The organism is Enterococcus mundtii (genome assembly GCF_013394305.1).
GTDB lineage: Bacteria > Bacillota > Bacilli > Lactobacillales > Enterococcaceae > Enterococcus_B > Enterococcus_B pernyi.
The window spans coordinates 71,850-90,241 of sequence record NZ_AP019810.1 but is presented as its reverse complement, the minus strand read 5'-3'; the positions used below and the strand labels follow the sequence as shown (position 1 = coordinate 90,241).

Sequence of the window (18,392 nt, the reverse complement as noted above, 5' to 3'; positions counted from 1 at the left end):
AGGGTGAAATAATGGAAGTGACGATCCTTGCAACAAGTGACATGCACGGCTACGTTCTGCCGACGAATTATGCCAGTGACCTAGAACAACCATTTGGTGTGGCGAAGGTAGCTGGAAAACTGAAGGAATTAAGACAAGCAGCAAGCGGTCCGGTATTCATGATTGAGAACGGTGACTTTATCCAAGGTTCGCCACTTAGTTATTTTGTTGCAAAACAACCGGAGTATTCTGTCTCGACGTTAACAAAGCTTCTAAACGGCATGAACTATGATGTAGGTGTGTTAGGTAATCATGAATTTAATTATGGCTGGAACTATTTGAATGAAGCAATCCAATCCTATGATTTCCCAATAGTCGTAGCCAATATGTTAAGGAAGAATCAACAGGAATCGGTTTTACCTCCGTATCAGATCATTGAGAAACAAGGGATCAAAGTGGCGGTCTTGGGACTAGTGACCCAGTATATCCCAAACTGGGAAAATCCTGAAACAATCAAGGATCTTCACTTTGTGTCGGCTGTGGAAACGGCCAAAAAGTACGTGCCACTATTACGTGAGTTAGCAGATTTAGTCGTCGTTGGATACCATGGTGGTTTTGAAAAAGATCTAACAACAAACGAGCCGACTGAAGCAATGACTGGTGAAAACGAAGGAAGTCAATTATTACAAGAAGTACCTGGGATCGATGCGTTAGTCACAGGGCATCAACATCGTGAAATTGCTGAAGTCGTCAATGGTGTACCAGTGATCCAACCAGGATATCGTGGGGCTTTTGTAGGAGCAATCAAACTAACTGTCAAAAAGCAAGATAATAAGTTTATCGTCTTAGACCACTCGTGTCAACTTTATCCGACGAACGAGGCATCTCCAGATCCTAGTGTTCTTGAACAAGTTGGACTAGTCTCAAAAGCATTAGATGTGTGGCTAGACCAACCAGTGGGAGAAGTGCTGGGCGATCTACGGATTATTGATCCAATGGCAGCTAGAGTCAATGAGCATCCATATATTGAATTGATCAATCGAATACAGATGGATGCGACTGGAGCAGAGATTTCAGGAACAGCCTTATTCAATAATGAAGTGACTGGTTTGCCACAATCTGTCAGTATGCGTCATATTCTTACGAATTATATTTACCCGAATACTCTGGCTGTTGTACGTGTGACGGGACAAGAACTGAAAGCAGCACTCGAACAAACGGCTGGTTACTTAATGGCAACCGATGAAGGAATTACGTTTGATCCGAAGTATATCCAACCCAAACCTCAATATTATAACTATGATATGTATGAAGGTATCAATTACACAATTGATTTAAATCACCCCATCGGGCATCGTGTAACGCGCTTTGAAAAAGAAGGGGAACCGATTCCCTTAGATAAACCACTAGAAGTGGTGATCAATCAATATCGAGCAGTTGGTGGTGGAAATTATAAGATGTTTTCAGCGGAGAAGATCGTAAAAGAATATCCAATCGATATGACCGAATTGATTGCCGACTATTTCAAACGAAAAAAAGTGATAGATGCAAAAGTGAATCATAATTTCAACGTGATCGGCAAATAAAAATAGGATGAAAAAACTCCCTCAAATGCGTGTACACCGCATTTGAGGGAGTTTTTTCAGCGTTTATATTTATATTATGATTGAGATAGTTGTGCCAATAGCTCAGTATATCCCAGTTCTCTTGCGTAATCTTCCGCAGTTTTCCCTTGATTGTCACGTAACGTTTTGTCTGCGCCATGATTCAACAGTTCTTGAACGATTTGTTGATAGATTTCAGAACCATCACGTAAAGCAACTGCTTCAATCAACGCGGTATAACCATAATTATTTTGATGGTCGATGCCCACACGTGCGTCGGTTAACAGGAGTTTCACATTGTCTAAATGGCCCTTTTCAGCTGCTGGAATCAAGGCATTACCGCCAAAACGATTGACGATTGCTTGATTTGGTTCACGCTGTTCCAACATATAAGATAGGATCTCTGTTTTTCCTTGTGCTCCAGCGTAAAGGTAAGGGCTGTCTTGAATCGCATCTTGGATATCGATTGACGCACCATGATCGATCAGAAGTTTGGCGATCTCGACAAAATCATGATGTGTGGCAATTAGTAAAGGTGTTTCGCCTTTGTCATTTTGTTCATCGATTGAATACTCTGTTTGTAAAATATCCTCAACTTTCTTTCGATCGTTGTCTTCGACTGCGGCTAATAAACTGCCAGATGGGTAACTCACAAGCGATTCCTCCGTTTCTTCGATTAAATGATCGGTTTGTTCAGTGGTTATTTGTTCGACAGTAGAACTAGTGCTTTTCGTTTGATCAGGAACAGTCATCTGCTGTGGCTCTTCACAACCCGTTAATGAAAACAATAAAACGGCAAAGGGCACGATCAGCCAAGCTTTCATAAATACTCCCCCTTTGTATCATCATATGATGAAGCAATCGATACCGCAAATGAATGAACTTACACTAGCAAAAGAGTAAGGGATTAGTTGTTATTATAGTTAGAGTTATAGTTTTTTTCATAAATAAGAAATAACGAAATTTTAATAGTTAAAAATTTGCTGATTTATAATAAAAAATCAAGAATATAGACGATCAATATTTTTTTCAATTATTCCAATACTAAAATACATCCATAAAATCTTGTTTAAAGAACGTTTTGTACGGTGATTCAACATTTTTTTTGTAATTTATTATTACCTTGCTTGCGGTAATAACTGGTTAGATTTAAACATATTTGTCTGTTATTCTTAGTTTAAGATAACAAAAAAAATACATAATATGAAATTTTTGAAAAAAGTTGAAGTTATCTATATTAATCGTTAATTACGGAGGGAAACATGAAAAAATAAATTTTAGGAACCATTTTATGCTCAAGTATTTTATTTGGAGCAAGTCTAGCAATTGGTGGGAATGAAGCATCTGCACACGGATATGTACAGTCTCCTATCAGTCGTGGGTACCAAGGACATTTAGACAGAGACACAAACTGGAATGTTGCTTTCCAAAAATATGGAGCGGTTATCAACGAACCTCAATCTTTAGAAGCCTTAAAAGGATACCCACAAGCTGGACCAGTTGATGGACAAATTGCATCAGCAGGTGGTTCACTTGGTGATTTCAATCTTGATCAACAAACTTCATCACTTTGGACAAAACAATCGATCGATCAAGGAGCAAACTTATTTACATGGCGCTATACTGTTGGACATGCAACAACAAAATGACATTATTACATGACAAAAGCAGATTGGAATCCAAACGATAAATTAGAACGTTCTGATTTTGAATTGATTGGTACGATCAACCATAATGGCACACCAGCAACAACGACATCACACGCAATCAACGTACCAAGTGATCGTTTAGGTTACCATGTGATTTTAGCTGTTTGGGATGTAGCGGATACAGCTAATGCATTCTACAACGTGATTGATGTTGATGTGAAAGGTGATTCAGCTATTCCTGTGAAACCACAAGCACCACAAAATGTACGTGCTGCAAATGTGACTGCTTCTTCTGTAGAATTAGCATGGAATGGCCAAGCCAATACTGTATCATACAACGTTTACCGTGACGGTGAATTAGTTGGTAATACAAATGATCCAGAATTTAAAGATGCAGGACTAAATGAAGAAACAACATACAACTATGAGATCGAAGCAGTTAGCCAAACTGGATTGACATCTGACAAAACAGCGATTTCAGTGACAACTAGAGCGACAACTGCTGAAGAAAAACCAACTGCTCCTAAAAACTTACATTCAATGGGCGAAACGACTTCAAGCGTGTCATTGATGTGGGGAGCTTCAACCCATACACAAGGTATCAAACAATATGATATCTATCGCAATGGTCAGTTAGTGGCTTCAACGCCATCTACTAGCTACACAGATGAAAACTTGGCTTCTGGCACAACATACTCATACGTGGTACGTGCAATCAGTACAACAGACGAAGTTTCAGATGCAAGTAACACTTTATCAGTGACAACGAAACAAGATGAAACAATCGAAGGAATCCGTGAATGGAAAGTAGGTTCAATGGCTTCACCAGAACGTTATTCTATGAATGAAGAAGTAAGACACAATGGAAGAGTCTACATAACTATTGTTCCACATTTCAACTTTGGTGATGTTACTTGGGCACCTGACCAAGCACCAACATTATTCCGATTGAAATAATCAATTTGACACTCAGCGCATGAAACTGCGCTGGGTGTTTTTTTGTGAATAAAGGTTGCAATAAGAACGTTTAGTTGACAATGAAGGAGATTGTCCGATACCATGACTATCATCAGGAATGATCATTCAACCAGAAAGTAGGAAAGCAAATGTTCAAACGAGTACCTTCAGAGTTAACAGAAAGAGAAAATTATAAACTGTTGATTGGCTCAGTTATCCCTCGCCCAGTGGCAGTGGTTGCGACAAGGTCTTCAAAAGGAGTGACCAATGTAGCACCATTTAGTTACTTCAATATCGTCAGTTCCAATCCGCCGATACTTTCTTTAGCTATCCAAAGAAAAAATGGGGAGTGGAAAGATACAGCAAAGCATCTTATCGATACAAAAGAAGCGGTGATCCATGTTCTTGACGAAAGAATACTTGTAGATGCGAATCAGACAGCTGCTAGCTTATCAAGCGAAGAAAGTGAATTGTCGTTGACCTCTTTCACTACTTCCGAATCCGATACGATCAGCGTCCCAAGAATCAATGAAGCAAGTATTGCCTTTGAAACGACACTATACCAACATGTGCCGATCAAAAAAGGCCAAGAAACAACCGCTGATTTATTTTTACTGCAAATTTCTACTTATCAAATAAGTGAAGCTGTTTATGATGAACAAACAGGCTATATCGATCCGAAACAGTTACAACCAATCAGCCGCTTAGCAGGAAACGACTACGGTAAATTAGGTGAGATCATTCGCTTGTTACGTCCGGAATAAATATCCGGCTGATAACGCAGTTTTTTCTAGTGTAAAAATGATTTAAGAATCAAACGTTAGCTCTACATTTATTAAATAAAGTTTAATTTAGTTATTTTATTCTTTTTTTTATTGATTATCAATGGGAAGAGGAATATGATAAATTTTGTGAAAATCAAATAAGTACTAACCTTGTTAGGTGAGGCTCCTATACAAACATAGGCTATTGCCCAGAAACGTCGAAAGACGCCAATGGGTCAAACAGGAATTGTCGGATTAAGGCTTTTTCCAATAGCTAAGAATACGTTCTTTACGTTGTATAGTGCTAAAACTCGGACGATGAGATGATGCTAGGTCAGAAATCTTGTTCGAAAAGGTTTCTGACCTTTTCTTATGCTTTCTTTTCCTTTTTTACTCGCTTTGCCTAACTTGTGTCTGGACAAGAAAGGGGATGCGCTGGAACAAGCTATTTGATTTTATCAATAAAGGTATTCGTCTCACTCCAAAGAATACCGAACGAAATAAAACAGAGAGACAAACAAAAAAGGTCGACGAGTTGCAGCTCAATCGACCCAAAGACATGTAAGAGAATAAACTCTTTACTTGATTCATCATAATAGACAAAGGTCCTCGTTTCAAGTAGAAGAGTTTGAAAGGAAGAGGCAACTGAATGAAACCATTTCAGAAAATCATATTAAGTATCTTGTTAGTACTTGCAATGGTCATTGGCTTTTTTTCTTTTGAATTTATCCAAGGGTTCTCCTCAGTGAAACAATCTGCAACAGTTGAGAAAGTCAATGCACAAGATGTCCCATCGATCATCAATGTAGCATTGATTGGTTCTGATGCACGATCAAAAGAAGAAAATGGTCGTTCGGATTCTTTGATGGTCGCCCAATATGATCAAAAGACCAAACAAGCCAAATTGATTTCTATCATGAGAGATTCTTACGTCTCTATTCCTGGTTATGGAATGAATAAGATCAATGCCGCCTATTCATATGGAGGTATCGACTTATTAAACCAAACCTTACAAGATAATTTCAAATTAGAGACCCCTTACTATGCAAGTATTACGTTTCAAGATTTTATTGATTGTATCGATGAATTGTTTCCAGATGGCGTCACGATCGATGCAGAAAAAGATTTGGATTTAGATGGGGTAGCTATCAAAAAAGGAAAGCAAACAATGGACGGAAATACCTTGCTGCAATATGCTCGTTTTCGTGAAGACGAAGAAGGTGATTTTGGACGGATCCGTAGACAACAACAAGTCGTTGAGGCGGTAGCCAGTCAATTGAAAGATGTCACATCGATCATCAAATTACCCAAGGCGATCGGCAAACTTTTAGGTAGTATCCAAACCAATCTACCGGAAAGTGTACTGTTAGATTGTGGGTTAGATTTCCTAGATGACGAGAAGAAAATCGATACATTGTCCGTGCCCGTTGATAAAAGTTGGGACTTCAATGATAATACACCAGCTGGTAGTGTCTTGGAAATCGGCTTGACTAAAAATCAGCAAGCGATACACGAGTTTTTGGACAAATAACCATATAACCATATTGATAAACCAGTTCCTAAAACGAACTGGTTTATTTTGATTAAAAAAAAGTTAACATAAGAACAGTACTGGTTAAGAATCATTTGGGCTGCTGTTCTATTTCCTCTTCTATGTGTTAGAATATCTTTGATTCGTACTTTTAATAAAGAGAGGTATTCAAAACATGAAGAGGAGTGGCAGACAAAAGAAAAAATCGACCGGCATCTATATCGGAGCGGGAATCGTCGTCTTGCTTGCAGCAGCTGGTGGTGGCTTCTTTTATTATCAACACGTTCAGGAACAACAAGCAGTAAAAGCTGGAGAACAAACGATTGAAGGATTTATTGACTCCCTGAATCAGGAAAATTATGAAGAAGCGGTAAAATCACTTCAAGTAGAGAAAGATAGTGATCTTACTGAACAAGATATTTTGGAAAAATATCAAAACATTTACGGTGCAGCAGAGATCAGAGGGATCAAACTCTCAGACTTATCCGTGACAAAAAAAGAGAATGATACGTATGAGTTTACGTATAAAGCTAAAATGAATACGACGCTAGGTGAATTGAAAGACTTAGCATATGAAGGAACCTTGTCCAAAGAGGGAGACCAAACCAAAATCAATTGGCAACCTAATTTGATTTTTCCGCAAATGGAAGGACAAGATAAAGTCAGCTTGAGTACAGATATAGCGTCGCGTGGCGAAATCTTGGACCGTAATAAACAGCCGTTAGCGACAACTGGGAAATTAAAACAATTAGGTGTCGTACCTGCGAAATTAGGTGAGGGTGAGGAAAAATCAGCGAATATCAAAGCAATCGCTGAAGCATTCGATTTGACGGAAGCCAGTATAGAACAAGCGATTTCTCAAGATTGGGTCCAACCGGATTACTTTGTTCCTTTAAAAATCATTGATGGGGAAACACCAGAACTTCCCAATGGAGCAACGATCCAAGAAGTTGACGGTCGTTATTATCCACTAGGGGAAGCCGCTGCCCAATTGATTGGCTATGTAGGAGATATCACCGCAGAAGACATTGAGAAAAATCCTGAGTTGAGTAGCACAGGAAAAATCGGGCGTTCAGGCTTAGAAATGGCTTACGACAAAGAATTAAGAGGTACGAACGGCGGGAAATTAAGTGTCACAGATGAAGAAGGAAATGAAAAAGCGGTCTTACTCCAACATGAAGTAAAAAATGGACAGGATATCCAGTTGACGATCGATGCTAATGCGCAAAAAACGGCATTCGATAGCTTAGATGGAAAACCAGGTTCTACTGTGGCGACAGCCCCTAAAACTGGAGATTTGTTGGCCCTTGTCAGTTCACCTAGTTATGACCCAAATAAAATGACGAACGGTATTTCCCAAGATGATTACAAAGTATATGAAGAAGACCCAAATCGTCCATTTATCAGTCGTTTTGCGACAGGTTATGCGCCGGGTTCAACATTCAAAATGATCACCGCAGCCATCGGCTTAGATAATGGAACATTGAATCCAGATGAAGTCTTAACGATCAATGGATTGAAGTGGCAAAAAGATAGCTCTTGGGGTTCTTACCAAGTGACACGTGTCAGTGATGTACCACAAGTCAACTTGAAAAATGCTTTAGTTTATTCTGATAATATCTATATGGCACAAGAAACATTGAAAATGGGGGAAGAAGCCTTTAGAAAAGGACTGAATCAATTTATTTTTGGTGAAGATCTTGATTTACCGATCCAAATGAATCCTGCGCAGATCTCAAATGAAGACTCATTCAATTCGGAGATTTTGTTGGCAGATACAGGCTATGGGCAAGGACAATTATTGATCAATCCGATCCAACAAGCTGCGATGTATAGTGTTTTTGCAAATAATGGCAGTTTAGTTTATCCACGATTAGTTATGGATCAGGAAACTAAAGATAAGAAAAATGTGATCAGTGAATCAAGTGTCCAAACGATTTTGCCAGATTTAGTCGACGTTGTGCAAGATCCTAACGGAACTGCACATTCTTTAGCTGCTCTTGGCATTCCGCTTGCAGCAAAAACTGGCACAGCTGAAATCAAAGAAAAGCAGGATGAAAAAGGACAAGAAAACAGTTTCCTTTATGCGATCAATCCTGAAACAAATGGCTACTTGGTGATCAGCATGTTAGAAAACAGAGAAGAAGGCGATTCTGCTACTAATCGAGCGCCTGCTTTATTGCAGTATTTGAACCAAACTTACCAATAAACATAGAGTGTGAAATCGGATACAAAACCATTGGCTATTTTCCTTTTCTAGTGATCCACTAGTCTATAGAAACGAGTGTAAATAACAAGAGGAGGAGATAAGATGACTGATGTCCCAAGAGCAGTAAAAGCGGAGATGGCAGCAAGCATGTTGAAGATCTAATTTGATAATGGGGAAACAAGATATTTAAAATCACATTTAGCCAAAGAACATGCAGAAGCTTTTTCGATGAAAAATGGCAAGAGAAAGAATAGTTTATTGGCTTCACAAACAACCTGGGTAGGATCGACCATTGAAATTCAACCAGATGGCACTCTTGTTCTGAATGAAAATGATTATTACTCGCCAGAAGAGTTATGGAACGATAGCAAAGAGCATATTATTTGATCAAAAATAGAGCCTTTCTATTAGATTCGAGAAATCTAGTAGAAAGGCTCTATTTATCTGAGAACGAATCACCCATGATACACTTTTCTAGTAAAGTATTTAAGAATCAATGGAGAGATCAAAGTACTTAATAAGATTACGATCACAAGTGGAGAATAATATTTTGCTTCAATCAATTGGCTTTGTTGTCCAATTTGCAAGATGATCAGTGCCATTTCACCACGTGAGATCATGCCAGCTCCTACCATAAAGGCACTATTCGTTGAGAAACCGGCTACTTTCGCCCCTAGATAACCACCACCAAGTTTAGTCAAGACTGCAACAGTTGTTAGGATCAAGATAAAAATCAATTGTTCTCCAAAGTTAGAGAAATCGACTTCTAGTCCAACACTGACAAAAAAGACTGGAATAAATACGGCATAACCTAATGCCTCGACATTATGATACACTTCTTCTTTGACCGATGTTTGACTCACCGCGATTCCTGCAAAAAATGCACCAATAACTGAACTTAGTCCGATCAAATCAGCGATGTAGGACATACCTAGACATAAAACCAAGGAAACAATGATAATCGCAGAGTTGGCATAGATTTTTCCAGCTAGTGACATCAAAAATGGGGCAATCCATTTGACTAATAAAAATATAAAAATAAAGTAGATCACTTGCTCCAATAAAAGAAGCGGTAAAGGGAGGCTGCTACCAGATTCTCCTGTCAAAAATGATAAGCTGAAACTTAACACCAACACGACAAGAATGTCATCAACTACTGAAGCACCTAAGATAGTCGAACCTTCTTTTGTGTTGACTACATGAAGTTCTTTCAATACCTCAACAGAGATACTAACAGAAGTTGCTGCGAGGATGATTCCAAAGAAGATAGCTTCATTCCTTGTGACTTGGAAAATTTCACCCGTCAACCAACCAAATAATACGGGGAGTATGATCCCTAATAAAGCAACGAACATTCCTGGTCGAAAGTATTTTTTCAAAAGAGAAAGATCGCTTTCCAGTCCAGCTAAAAACATCAATAAAATGACACCTATTTCTGAAAAATCGTGGACGAGAATATTTGGATGCACCCATCCCAGACCCGCACCACCAAGCAAGACGCCAACGAGTAGTTGACCGATCACCGCAGGTACACCAAACCTCCGTGAAAGGTGAGAGCCAATGGTTGTCGCTAACAAGATCAAACAGAGAATACCTATAAATTCCATTCTTTTCATCCTTCCTTTCTCAAAAAAGAATTTATTTTATTCGTGTCAAATGACCTACTAAACAGGATAACATAAATAACGTTATTTATGTAGTATCGTCCATTGTATGGATATATGAAACCGCAGGACAAAAAAGGCTAGGCATTAAGCCCAACCTCGAATTTAAATAACTAATCAATTGACATACATATTTCTTACTTTAAAGTAGTTGATGATTTCAGAAATCCCCATAAAGATCAAGATACCACCAAAGATTTGGAAAAGTACCATCAAGCTTTGGAATGGATTAAATAATAAAATCAATCCGCCAATCAGTAAAATTACGCTGTATAATGACCATCCTTTTGATTTCGTATTCAAACTGATGAACAATTGAAATGCGCCATTTGCTAAAATCATCAAGCCTAAAAGAATTGGTAAGATCGAAACGATTGCTGATGCAAATAAGAACACGATCAGTCCGAAAATCAGAAAAGCAATTGCGCTGAAAAGTCCAAATCCCCAAGCACCCGTTTTTTGCTTGTTTTTATAGGCTTCAAATAAATTGATCAGACCTAATAAAACAAAATAAGCAGTGATAAGATAGCCGACAAAATTAAATACGGCAGTTGGATTGATGACTATGGCGATACCAGCAATGATATAAATAGCTGCTCGTAAAATAGCATATCTTTGAAAATTACTTCGAATAAGTTCATACATTATTATAACCTCCTTTTTTTTATTTTAACGGTTATTGTTGTTTAAACCAACTAAAAACTAGTGATTCCATTATTTTCTTAGAATTTTTTCTATTTTCTTTCCTTTAGCTAACTCATCGATCAACTTATCCAAATAACGAATTTCTTGCATCAATGGCTCTTCAATATTTTCTACTCTAACACCACAAATGACGCCAGTGATCAATTTACGGTCAGGATTCAATCTCGGTGCCTCAGCAAAGAAAGTTTTGAAGTCCTTTTCCAGTTTGATCTGTTCCTCTAATTCAGCTTGTTTATAGCCGGTCAACCAATAAACGATTTGGTCAACTTCCTCTTTTGTACGATTTTTTCGTTCTGCTTTTTTTAGATAAAGAGGATAGACAGAAGAAAAGGGCATAGTAAAAATTCGATGTTCAGTCATAAAGAAGCTCCTTTTTCCATTATTATATAATGAACTGTTCGAAAAGAATAGCTATAGTGTCAAGTCTCATGAAAGTTCAGTGAACAGGGGAATAGATAGTAAGAACGCTACAGGATACTGAGCTAATTGTTTCTGTGATGATCAATCAAAATCAGCGTAGTCACGTTCTTGTTTAATCTCAAAAATATAGGTAGCTAACTGAGCAATCATCTTTTTCCAATCATCTGGACGAACGATGCCGTTTAACAAATAAATCTTTTTGATACGCTCGGGTAGCTGGTTTAGTGGACAATCACTAATGACGATATCGCAACGCTCCATATAGTAACGTTGGATGACGATCGCTTCTTTTGAAAAGATTTGTTCAATTTTAACAATTAAATCTTTGCTGATATAAAAGTCTTTCGTGTGATTCACACCGATAATGATCGGCGGTTGCTTTTTGAATCGGTCGTAGAAATGTAGTAATTCTTCGACTACCCATGAAATATTTTCTTTTTCTAGAAAATCTGGTAAGTAATGCCAATTTTCTTGCCGGAAGTTCTCATAAAATTCAGCGACCACGGTTCTTAAGTGTTCATAGTTTTTCTGATCCTTATAAAGCAAAAAAGTTGGTAAAGGTGTATTCGGCTGTTCGCTATCCAAAAAGGTATTGTGAAGTTTATTGATCGTAAAGGACAGTGCATATAACTTTTTTTGTTTTTCAGGTAGCTCTAAAGCGAAATGATGACTGAATGTTTCGACTAAGTTCTTGGAATAAATCAAATAAGGAAAATCGATCGCTAACAGTCTTTGATAGTGCGTCAAACTTTGTTCTTCACTATCCAATTGAGAAATCGTTAGGCGTGCTAATAAATTGAGTATGATTCGTTGTTCCCGACAAATCGGTAAATCAGGATTTAAAATATCCACATCAGGTTCAATTAGAAGATCAATATACTTAAACTGACTTAATTCTTTTTGAACATTTTCTAAAGAAGTCATGGGAAAATTATCCTGGCAAAGTTTTAAAAGAAGATACAACTTATCCAAGACGCCACCATTCATCTCATCCAATAACTCTTTCTTGAAGAAGACATGAAGAGTGTAATCGATTTTTTTTGGCTCTTCCTTGTGATAGGGAAGGGACGTATTAGCAAAAATCGTCCAATAAACATCTAGAAAACAATATTGGATTTGAATTTCACTACCAGTGATTATTTTTTTTCCTTTACTTGAAAACTTGAAGGAGATTCCATATAGAGCTAAAAATTGGTTGATTGCTTTCATTTTAGAATAGAGATATGAAGGGCTGTAATTTGTCATTTGGCTGATCGTGACCATTGAGTTGACTTTTTGTCGAAGTAAGGCAGCGATGATTTGAAAATTAGTTGATTCAAAACAATATTTACCAAATAATTCGTAATAACACTTCGCAAGGTCAGCATCGTTCAAAGAAATTTTGACAAACTTTTTGTTTTTCACTACTTCCAGATTATTTATGCCCAAAGCATGGAAGTCCTGTTCGATTTCATGAAGATATAAAAGAAAATTTGAATCAGACATCTTAAAATGGTCGGCTAGATAGTGCGTGGTGATAAAGAACTGATGCTCTGTTAAAAAAAGAAAAATCTCAAGCTTTGTTACATTTTTCTTCTTTAATAAAAACTTTTTGATTGCTTCTTGTGTTTGCATTGAAATTCCTCCGGTTGAAATTTTACTGAAAATTTCTTTATTTTCAACAAAAAAACAGTAAATCTTCCGTCTCAATCTATATTATCTTATGTTTAACATGATAATGATATTAAATAGGAGGAATTCTCATGAAATATTTAAGTCTTCTCTTTGCTTCAGTTTTACTGAGTAGTGTTTCTGTACCAGTCGAAGCTGCACAGACAGATGAACAACCTAGCAATGATGTCGCTCAACTAGCTTCTCATTCCGTCTGGGCAAATGTGAATCAAATCAAATTTTTAGAAGAACATGTTTCAGCAAACTCTGGTATTATGAGACTTAAACTAGGAGAGACGATCACGGTGAAGGCACTGGTGACTTATTCAGGGGATATTCAACCGATTTTACAGTCTGTTGTCCAATTTGAAAACGTTGATCCAGCGTTGAAGATCGAACACGATCCAGCTTCACTTGTATTCCACAACAAACTAGCAACTTTTACGTTTAATATTACACTGACACAACCAATCAATAGACCTGCTTTATTTACCGTAAAAGTAGCAGATGGTCAACCTGAGGACAGTCATCATTTGACACAATATAGTCAACGTCAAACAGTTGAACAAAAAGCTGGAGGAACAGGGGGCTTGACTGAGCCAGATCCTAATCCAGATCCTAATCCAGATCCTAATCCTAAACCGGATAATCCAGATGAAAATCCAGACGAGACACCGGATAATCCGGATAAAAATCCCGATGTGACACCAGATAATCCGGATGAAAATCCCGATGTGACACCAGATAATCCGGACGAGAACCCAGATGAGACACCGGATAATCCGGATGAAAATCCCGATGTGACACCAGATAATCCAGATGAAAATCCAGACGAGACACCGGATAATCCGGATGAAAATCCCGATGTGACACCGGATAATCCGGACGAGAACCCAGATGAGACACCGGATAATCCAGATGAAAATCCAGACGAGACACCGGTTAATCCAGATGAGAATCCTGATGTGACACCAGATAATCCGGACGAGAACCCAGATGAGACACCGGATAATCCCGATGAAAATCCAGACGAGACACCGGATAATCCAGATGAGAATCCAGATGCAAAACCGGATAAACCAGAGGGGAACAATGGAAACTATGAAGGGGATAACGAGGAAAATGGAAATGGTGGACATGGTGGTGAAGAAGTGATTAAACCACAAATCCACCCTGAAGGCAGCAATCCAACGATCACAATACCTGAGCAAGTAAAACCATTGTCTCAAATTCGAAAACAATCAATTCCACATATTGATACGACAGATGTACTGGTAAATAAACAATCGTCTGAAATTGCGAAAGAAATTCTGCCAATGACAAAAATAGTTCACTCTTCAAATCAAGCAGCTAATGATAAGAACTCTGCAACAGCCACAGAGGAAGCAACGAAGCAATTACCTAAAACAGGAGAGCACAATCGCTTCTTTACATGGATGTTTGGTCTGCTGATCACAGGAATGAGTATGGTTACTTTTAGAAAAATCAACTAATGATTGTAATAGGTAAAAACGCCTTGAAACGGAATGTTTCAAGGCATTTTTGCGTAGAAAATGATTAATAATCAGTTAACATAGTGAACTTGTTCTTCTTCAATCAATGGATAGGTAAGTAATTCTGTACTATCTAAATCTTCTTTCGTCATATCGACTGCATTAATTTGGCTATTTGTGTAAGTCGTGTAGTAATAGATTCCTTTATCCACATTGCAACAAGAAGAATAGATCGTATACTCAAATTTACCATTCCCAACGTCACATAGTCCTTTTTGTTGTTCGACCGATTTTAGGATATGGAAGAATTGACTAACGCTTTCCTGTTCAGTCGTTGCTTTGACAGAATTTAATTTTGTAAATGCAACTTTGACAAAACGAGAAGCAGATGATAAATCTCCAGGTAAACCTAATCCGCCCATACCGCGAGAATAGACCGATAAATCAAGTTCATCGGAGAAATGGTTTTTAAGGGTAGTCGGTGAGACTGACCGATAGTTGTTCAAATTAAATAATTGATAGTCAAAGGTTGGATTATTTGTTAGTACACCGATTGGATTATCATAAATTTTTAATCCTTCGGCAACTGATTCAATAACAATCGATGTTTTTTGATCTGCTAATATCCAATGAAGAGGAGATAACGGTAGTTCTTCACTAAAATTGATGTTGACTAAATTGATATCCGCTAATAACGTACGAGCTTCTTCCACGTTTTTACATTGACTCAATATCCAAGGAATAAATTCAAATGGTGTGATATTGGTCTTTTCGGCATCTTCGTCAAAAAAATGGGCATTTCCAGGGAAATTTAAACCAGCCATACTCAAACCTTTTTCATTTGTTGCATCATAATAGAGGGGGTAGTTATCTACAACTGCTGCCATACCGATGATCGCATAGTGAGACTCTTGTTTTGGTGCTTTCCGATAAACAAAAGGAAAATTTCTTGGAGTGATCGTCACCTGTTCATTATAAGAAATCTCTAAATCCAAATTCCGTCCAAAATAATGATCGTTTGTTGTGTAAGTAATAGATGTACACATTATAATAACCTCCTTTGTTTAATTCTATATTAAGAGGATAAAGGAAAAATTACTAATAAAATGATTCTCTTTTCTTATAAACTGGTCAATCAAGCGAAAAAAACTCGGTAATGTGATTACCGAGCGTGTTGTTCTTTATTAAAATTTTTAAGCATTTTTTTAGTCAAGTAAAGTAGCATAGATAATTCTTCTTCATCTAAAGGTAAAAAATCAAGGATCTTTTTTGGAATGTCTTTTGCTTGTTCTTGCAACAAAAGTCCTTGTTCAGTTAGAGATAGGATAGATACTCGTTCATCTGAATCATCTCTTTTACGAGTGATATACTGCTTACTAGTTAATTTCTTTATTACAGGAGTCAAAGTTCCTGAATCCAAACACAAGATCTTTCCTAATTCCTTCATGGTGATTTGTTTTCTCTCCCATAAAACAAGTAAAACAAGATACTGCGTATAAGTAAGATCCAGTGGCCTCAACAAGGGCGTATAGTAACGAGTAATTTCTTTAGAGGTGGCATATAAAGGAAAGCATAATTGATTTTTTAGTAATAACTCCTCCAAATAGACCACCTCCTAATGTGCTACTTTATAGCATACTTGTTTTTTCTAAAAAAATCTAGTTCTCTACGGCTGTCAAAGTAACTTCGATATTGCCAGCTGTTGCTTTTGAATAAGGACAAACTTTATGTGCAGCTTCTAGTAATTCTTGTGTTTCTTCGATTGATAAACCTTCAACTGAACCTTCGATCTCAACGCCTAACACAAAACTCATTTCACTTTCTGCATATAGAGACACTTGAGCGCTGATTGTTGATGCACCGTCAATATTTTTTTGTGTTTTGATCAAGTCTAATGCGCTATTGAAACATGCACTAAAGCCAGCGGCAAACAATTGTTCCGGATTTGTTGCATCTTCTACACGTTTACCTGGAGCTGCAATGTTAAGCTCGAATGAGTGATCTGGACTGTGTACTTCCCCAGAACGTCCGCCAGTATTGATCATTTTTGTTGAATACATTTTTTTCATTAAAAATCACTCCTCTTTTTATATTTGATACAATTAAATTGTACACAATTTAATTAGGTAGAGCAACTAACTTGCTTTGAAAAAAAGTCTACTCCTGGTTTATGAATAAAAACTAAGAGTAGACTTTTTTATAGGAATAGGTCCGTTCATTTTAATTGTGACATCATTCGATCGGATGGTACGTAAATCCACTACCCATGACTTCTGCTACACTATTGACGATGACAAAAGCATTCGGATCGATTTCTTCAATTATCGGTTTGACTTTAGAAAATTCTTGGTCAGTTACAACCATCAACAACACTTCTTTTGATAGATTACTATAACCGCCTCTAGCTTCTAGGATCGTGAACCCACGTCCAATCTCCTGACTTAAACGTGTATGGATTTCTAAAAGATGATTCTCGCTTAGAACCATGATCGATTTTTGACGATTTGTTCCTGTTTCAATGTAATTCATCACGATGGATGTAATTACGATCGACAGAATCGCATAGAGAAATTCATCAAATCCAAAAACAAATAAGGTTAAGGAAACAACGACAGCATCGGTCATCAAAAGTCCAATGGAAGTACTTAAATTGAAGTATTTTTTGAAGATAAGGGGAGGAATCGTGGTACCGCCACTAGATGAATTATTTTTGTATAAGATAGCTACACCCAAAGCAAAGATCGCACTACCGAAAATGACTGATAAGAGACGATCAGGCGTGATCATATACTCTGGGACGATCTCAATGATCGCTGGGAAGACTAAACTACCAAATAATACTTTAAAGAAAGGTTTCTTGCCTAAAAAAATCAAGGCCAAAATCAACATGATGATATTCAAAACTAGTATAACTGTTGCTCGGTTCAAACCTAAAGCTGACTCAAGTAAAATACCAAGTCCACTTACGCCACCAGCTGCAATGTGATGCGGACCTAAAAACATGTTGATACTGATAGCTAAAATAGTTAAAGCAAATACTATTTTAATGTATGTCCAAATTATATTTCTACCGTGTTTCATTTATCCACTTCCTACTATACATTTATTTCCAACTATTCTCATTATACATTAATTTTGTATAAAAGTTAACAAAGTTGAAAAAGAAAGTTAGATAAACCTAAATTTATAATGAATCGTTCAAAGCTAAAATGGGTCGAAATATTGGACACCAATCAATAAAAACAATTATGAAATGGAACAAAGCGTGTATTTTTTGATTTATGCTGACTCGTTATTTATAGAAACTATTTACAAAAGCTAATTGACCATCAAGGTGCATTGCCCTGTAGCGATTTTTAAATCATTATCTAAATAAATCGTTGCCTGCCAAAAATGAATATTTTTCCCGATTTTTTCAGGTTGTGCAACCACTCTCAAGTTACCTGTAGAGGCTTTATTCAAATGTTGGACTTGCAGATCGATACCTACAGCAAAGTGGGGGGCTTGTAAATATTCGTTAGCCCCAATGCTACAAGCCGTTTCGATCAATACAGCATTGATTCCTCCATGCAAATAGCCATAAGGTTGGTGATGCTTTTCGTCAATTGCTAAAGTCAATTGGACTTCTTTAGGTGAAACAATACACGTTTCAATCCCTAGATGATCTAATAAATTCATCCTGTTACTCCTTATTTCTTATTCTTTATTGCTACTGTCATAATTAAACTCTATTTTTATCATTAAAACACTGTTTGCGAACTATTAGG

16 protein-coding genes, 1 pseudogene and 1 riboswitch are annotated in these 18,392 nt (G+C 37.3%); of the genes and pseudogenes, 7 read left to right on the top strand and 10 right to left on the bottom strand.

The features are described from left to right. Nucleotides 1–11: 11 nt before the first annotated feature. Nucleotides 12–1,565 (top strand): bifunctional metallophosphatase/5'-nucleotidase, encoded by a 1,554-nt coding sequence (locus HZ311_RS00435; RefSeq protein WP_023519717.1) that lies wholly within the window; start codon nt 12–14, stop codon nt 1,563–1,565. 74 nt (nt 1,566–1,639) lie between these two features. Here the strand turns inward: HZ311_RS00435 and HZ311_RS00430 are convergent, their stop codons facing one another. Next, on the bottom strand, nt 1,640–2,407 hold the full coding sequence (locus tag HZ311_RS00430) for an ankyrin repeat domain-containing protein (protein WP_023519716.1): 768 nt from the start codon (nt 2,405–2,407) through the stop codon (nt 1,640–1,642). Between the two features lie 450 nt (nt 2,408–2,857). Here HZ311_RS00430 and HZ311_RS00425 point away from each other — a divergent pair. From HZ311_RS00425 to HZ311_RS15695, 5 genes and pseudogenes are all read left to right on the top strand, one after another. Then, nucleotides 2,858–4,189, top strand: a pseudogene (locus HZ311_RS00425) (lytic polysaccharide monooxygenase). A 149-nt stretch (nt 4,190–4,338) separates the two neighbouring features. Further along, a complete protein-coding gene (locus HZ311_RS00420) occupies nt 4,339–4,953 on the top strand; it encodes a flavin reductase family protein (RefSeq protein WP_010735396.1) in 615 nt (204 codons plus the stop codon). A 163-nt stretch (nt 4,954–5,116) separates the two neighbouring features. Then, nucleotides 5,117–5,283, top strand: a riboswitch (M-box (ykoK) riboswitch). A 319-nt stretch (nt 5,284–5,602) separates the two neighbouring features. Next, complete coding sequence (locus tag HZ311_RS00415) at nt 5,603–6,484, top strand: LCP family protein (protein ID WP_137072472.1); 882 nt, start codon at nt 5,603–5,605, stop codon at nt 6,482–6,484. 175 nt (nt 6,485–6,659) lie between these two features. Beyond that, on the top strand, nt 6,660–8,693 hold the full coding sequence (gene pbp4 / locus HZ311_RS00410; protein ID WP_023519712.1) for a penicillin-binding protein PBP4(5): 2,034 nt from the start codon (nt 6,660–6,662) through the stop codon (nt 8,691–8,693). 228 nt (nt 8,694–8,921) lie between these two features. Next, nucleotides 8,922–9,080 carry a hypothetical protein gene (locus tag HZ311_RS15695; RefSeq protein ID WP_023519711.1) on the top strand — a complete coding sequence of 53 codons (159 nt, stop codon included), beginning with the start codon at nt 8,922–8,924 and terminating at the stop codon, nt 9,078–9,080. A 68-nt stretch (nt 9,081–9,148) separates the two neighbouring features. Here the strand turns inward: HZ311_RS15695 and HZ311_RS00400 are convergent, their stop codons facing one another. The 4 genes from HZ311_RS00400 to HZ311_RS00385 all read right to left on the bottom strand — a co-directional run bounded on the left by HZ311_RS00400 (nt 9,149) and on the right by HZ311_RS00385 (nt 13,096). Next, nucleotides 9,149–10,300, bottom strand: a complete 1,152-nt coding sequence (locus HZ311_RS00400; RefSeq protein WP_010735399.1) for a cation:proton antiporter — start codon at nt 10,298–10,300, stop codon at nt 9,149–9,151. A 174-nt stretch (nt 10,301–10,474) separates the two neighbouring features. After that, nucleotides 10,475–11,002 (bottom strand): DUF308 domain-containing protein, encoded by a 528-nt coding sequence (locus tag HZ311_RS00395; protein ID WP_023519710.1) that lies wholly within the window; start codon nt 11,000–11,002, stop codon nt 10,475–10,477. A gap of 69 nt (nt 11,003–11,071) precedes the next feature. Continuing rightward, complete coding sequence (locus HZ311_RS00390) at nt 11,072–11,422, bottom strand: DUF2200 domain-containing protein (protein ID WP_010735401.1); 351 nt, start codon at nt 11,420–11,422, stop codon at nt 11,072–11,074. A 141-nt stretch (nt 11,423–11,563) separates the two neighbouring features. Continuing rightward, on the bottom strand, nt 11,564–13,096 hold the full coding sequence (locus HZ311_RS00385) for a helix-turn-helix domain-containing protein (RefSeq protein WP_023519709.1): 1,533 nt from the start codon (nt 13,094–13,096) through the stop codon (nt 11,564–11,566). A 128-nt stretch (nt 13,097–13,224) separates the two neighbouring features. Between HZ311_RS00385 and HZ311_RS00380 the strand changes: the two genes are divergently transcribed. Next, on the top strand, nt 13,225–14,625 hold the full coding sequence (locus HZ311_RS00380) for an LPXTG cell wall anchor domain-containing protein (protein ID WP_178946389.1): 1,401 nt from the start codon (nt 13,225–13,227) through the stop codon (nt 14,623–14,625). 71 nt (nt 14,626–14,696) lie between these two features. Here HZ311_RS00380 and bsh read toward each other — a convergent pair whose 3' ends face one another. The 5 genes from bsh to HZ311_RS00355 all read right to left on the bottom strand — a co-directional run bounded on the left by bsh (nt 14,697) and on the right by HZ311_RS00355 (nt 18,303). Beyond that, nucleotides 14,697–15,671 carry a choloylglycine hydrolase gene (gene bsh, locus HZ311_RS00375; protein ID WP_023519707.1) on the bottom strand — a complete coding sequence of 325 codons (975 nt, stop codon included), beginning with the start codon at nt 15,669–15,671 and terminating at the stop codon, nt 14,697–14,699. A gap of 116 nt (nt 15,672–15,787) precedes the next feature. Next, a complete protein-coding gene (locus HZ311_RS00370; RefSeq protein WP_178946388.1) occupies nt 15,788–16,228 on the bottom strand; it encodes a MarR family winged helix-turn-helix transcriptional regulator in 441 nt (146 codons plus the stop codon). Nucleotides 16,229–16,283: 55 nt separating this feature from the next. Next, nucleotides 16,284–16,694 (bottom strand): organic hydroperoxide resistance protein, encoded by a 411-nt coding sequence (locus tag HZ311_RS00365; RefSeq protein ID WP_010735406.1) that lies wholly within the window; start codon nt 16,692–16,694, stop codon nt 16,284–16,286. A 163-nt stretch (nt 16,695–16,857) separates the two neighbouring features. Beyond that, nucleotides 16,858–17,706 (bottom strand): YitT family protein, encoded by an 849-nt coding sequence (locus tag HZ311_RS00360; protein ID WP_023519705.1) that lies wholly within the window; start codon nt 17,704–17,706, stop codon nt 16,858–16,860. A gap of 237 nt (nt 17,707–17,943) precedes the next feature. After that, complete coding sequence (locus tag HZ311_RS00355) at nt 17,944–18,303, bottom strand: PaaI family thioesterase (RefSeq protein WP_010735408.1); 360 nt, start codon at nt 18,301–18,303, stop codon at nt 17,944–17,946. Nucleotides 18,304–18,392: the final 89 nt, after the last annotated feature.

Coding starts and splice junctions, on each gene's coding strand:
- HZ311_RS00355 (WP_010735408.1), bottom strand. CDS start 18,303: ATGAATTTATTAGATCATCTAGGGATTGAAACGTGTATTGTTTCACCT.
- HZ311_RS00380 (WP_178946389.1), top strand. CDS start 13,225: ATGAAATATTTAAGTCTTCTCTTTGCTTCAGTTTTACTGAGTAGTGTT.
- HZ311_RS00360 (WP_023519705.1), bottom strand. CDS start 17,706: ATGAAACACGGTAGAAATATAATTTGGACATACATTAAAATAGTATTT.
- HZ311_RS00420 (WP_010735396.1), top strand. CDS start 4,339: ATGTTCAAACGAGTACCTTCAGAGTTAACAGAAAGAGAAAATTATAAA.
- HZ311_RS00430 (WP_023519716.1), bottom strand. CDS start 2,407: ATGAAAGCTTGGCTGATCGTGCCCTTTGCCGTTTTATTGTTTTCATTA.
- HZ311_RS00415 (WP_137072472.1), top strand. CDS start 5,603: ATGAAACCATTTCAGAAAATCATATTAAGTATCTTGTTAGTACTTGCA.
- HZ311_RS00400 (WP_010735399.1), bottom strand. CDS start 10,300: ATGGAATTTATAGGTATTCTCTGTTTGATCTTGTTAGCGACAACCATT.
- bsh (WP_023519707.1), bottom strand. CDS start 15,671: ATGTGTACATCTATTACTTACACAACAAACGATCATTATTTTGGACGG.
- HZ311_RS00395 (WP_023519710.1), bottom strand. CDS start 11,002: ATGTATGAACTTATTCGAAGTAATTTTCAAAGATATGCTATTTTACGA.
- HZ311_RS00385 (WP_023519709.1), bottom strand. CDS start 13,096: ATGCAAACACAAGAAGCAATCAAAAAGTTTTTATTAAAGAAGAAAAAT.
- pbp4 (WP_023519712.1), top strand. CDS start 6,660: ATGAAGAGGAGTGGCAGACAAAAGAAAAAATCGACCGGCATCTATATC.
- HZ311_RS00365 (WP_010735406.1), bottom strand. CDS start 16,694: ATGAAAAAAATGTATTCAACAAAAATGATCAATACTGGCGGACGTTCT.
- HZ311_RS15695 (WP_023519711.1), top strand. CDS start 8,922: ATGAAAAATGGCAAGAGAAAGAATAGTTTATTGGCTTCACAAACAACC.
- HZ311_RS00435 (WP_023519717.1), top strand. CDS start 12: ATGGAAGTGACGATCCTTGCAACAAGTGACATGCACGGCTACGTTCTG.
- HZ311_RS00390 (WP_010735401.1), bottom strand. CDS start 11,422: ATGACTGAACATCGAATTTTTACTATGCCCTTTTCTTCTGTCTATCCT.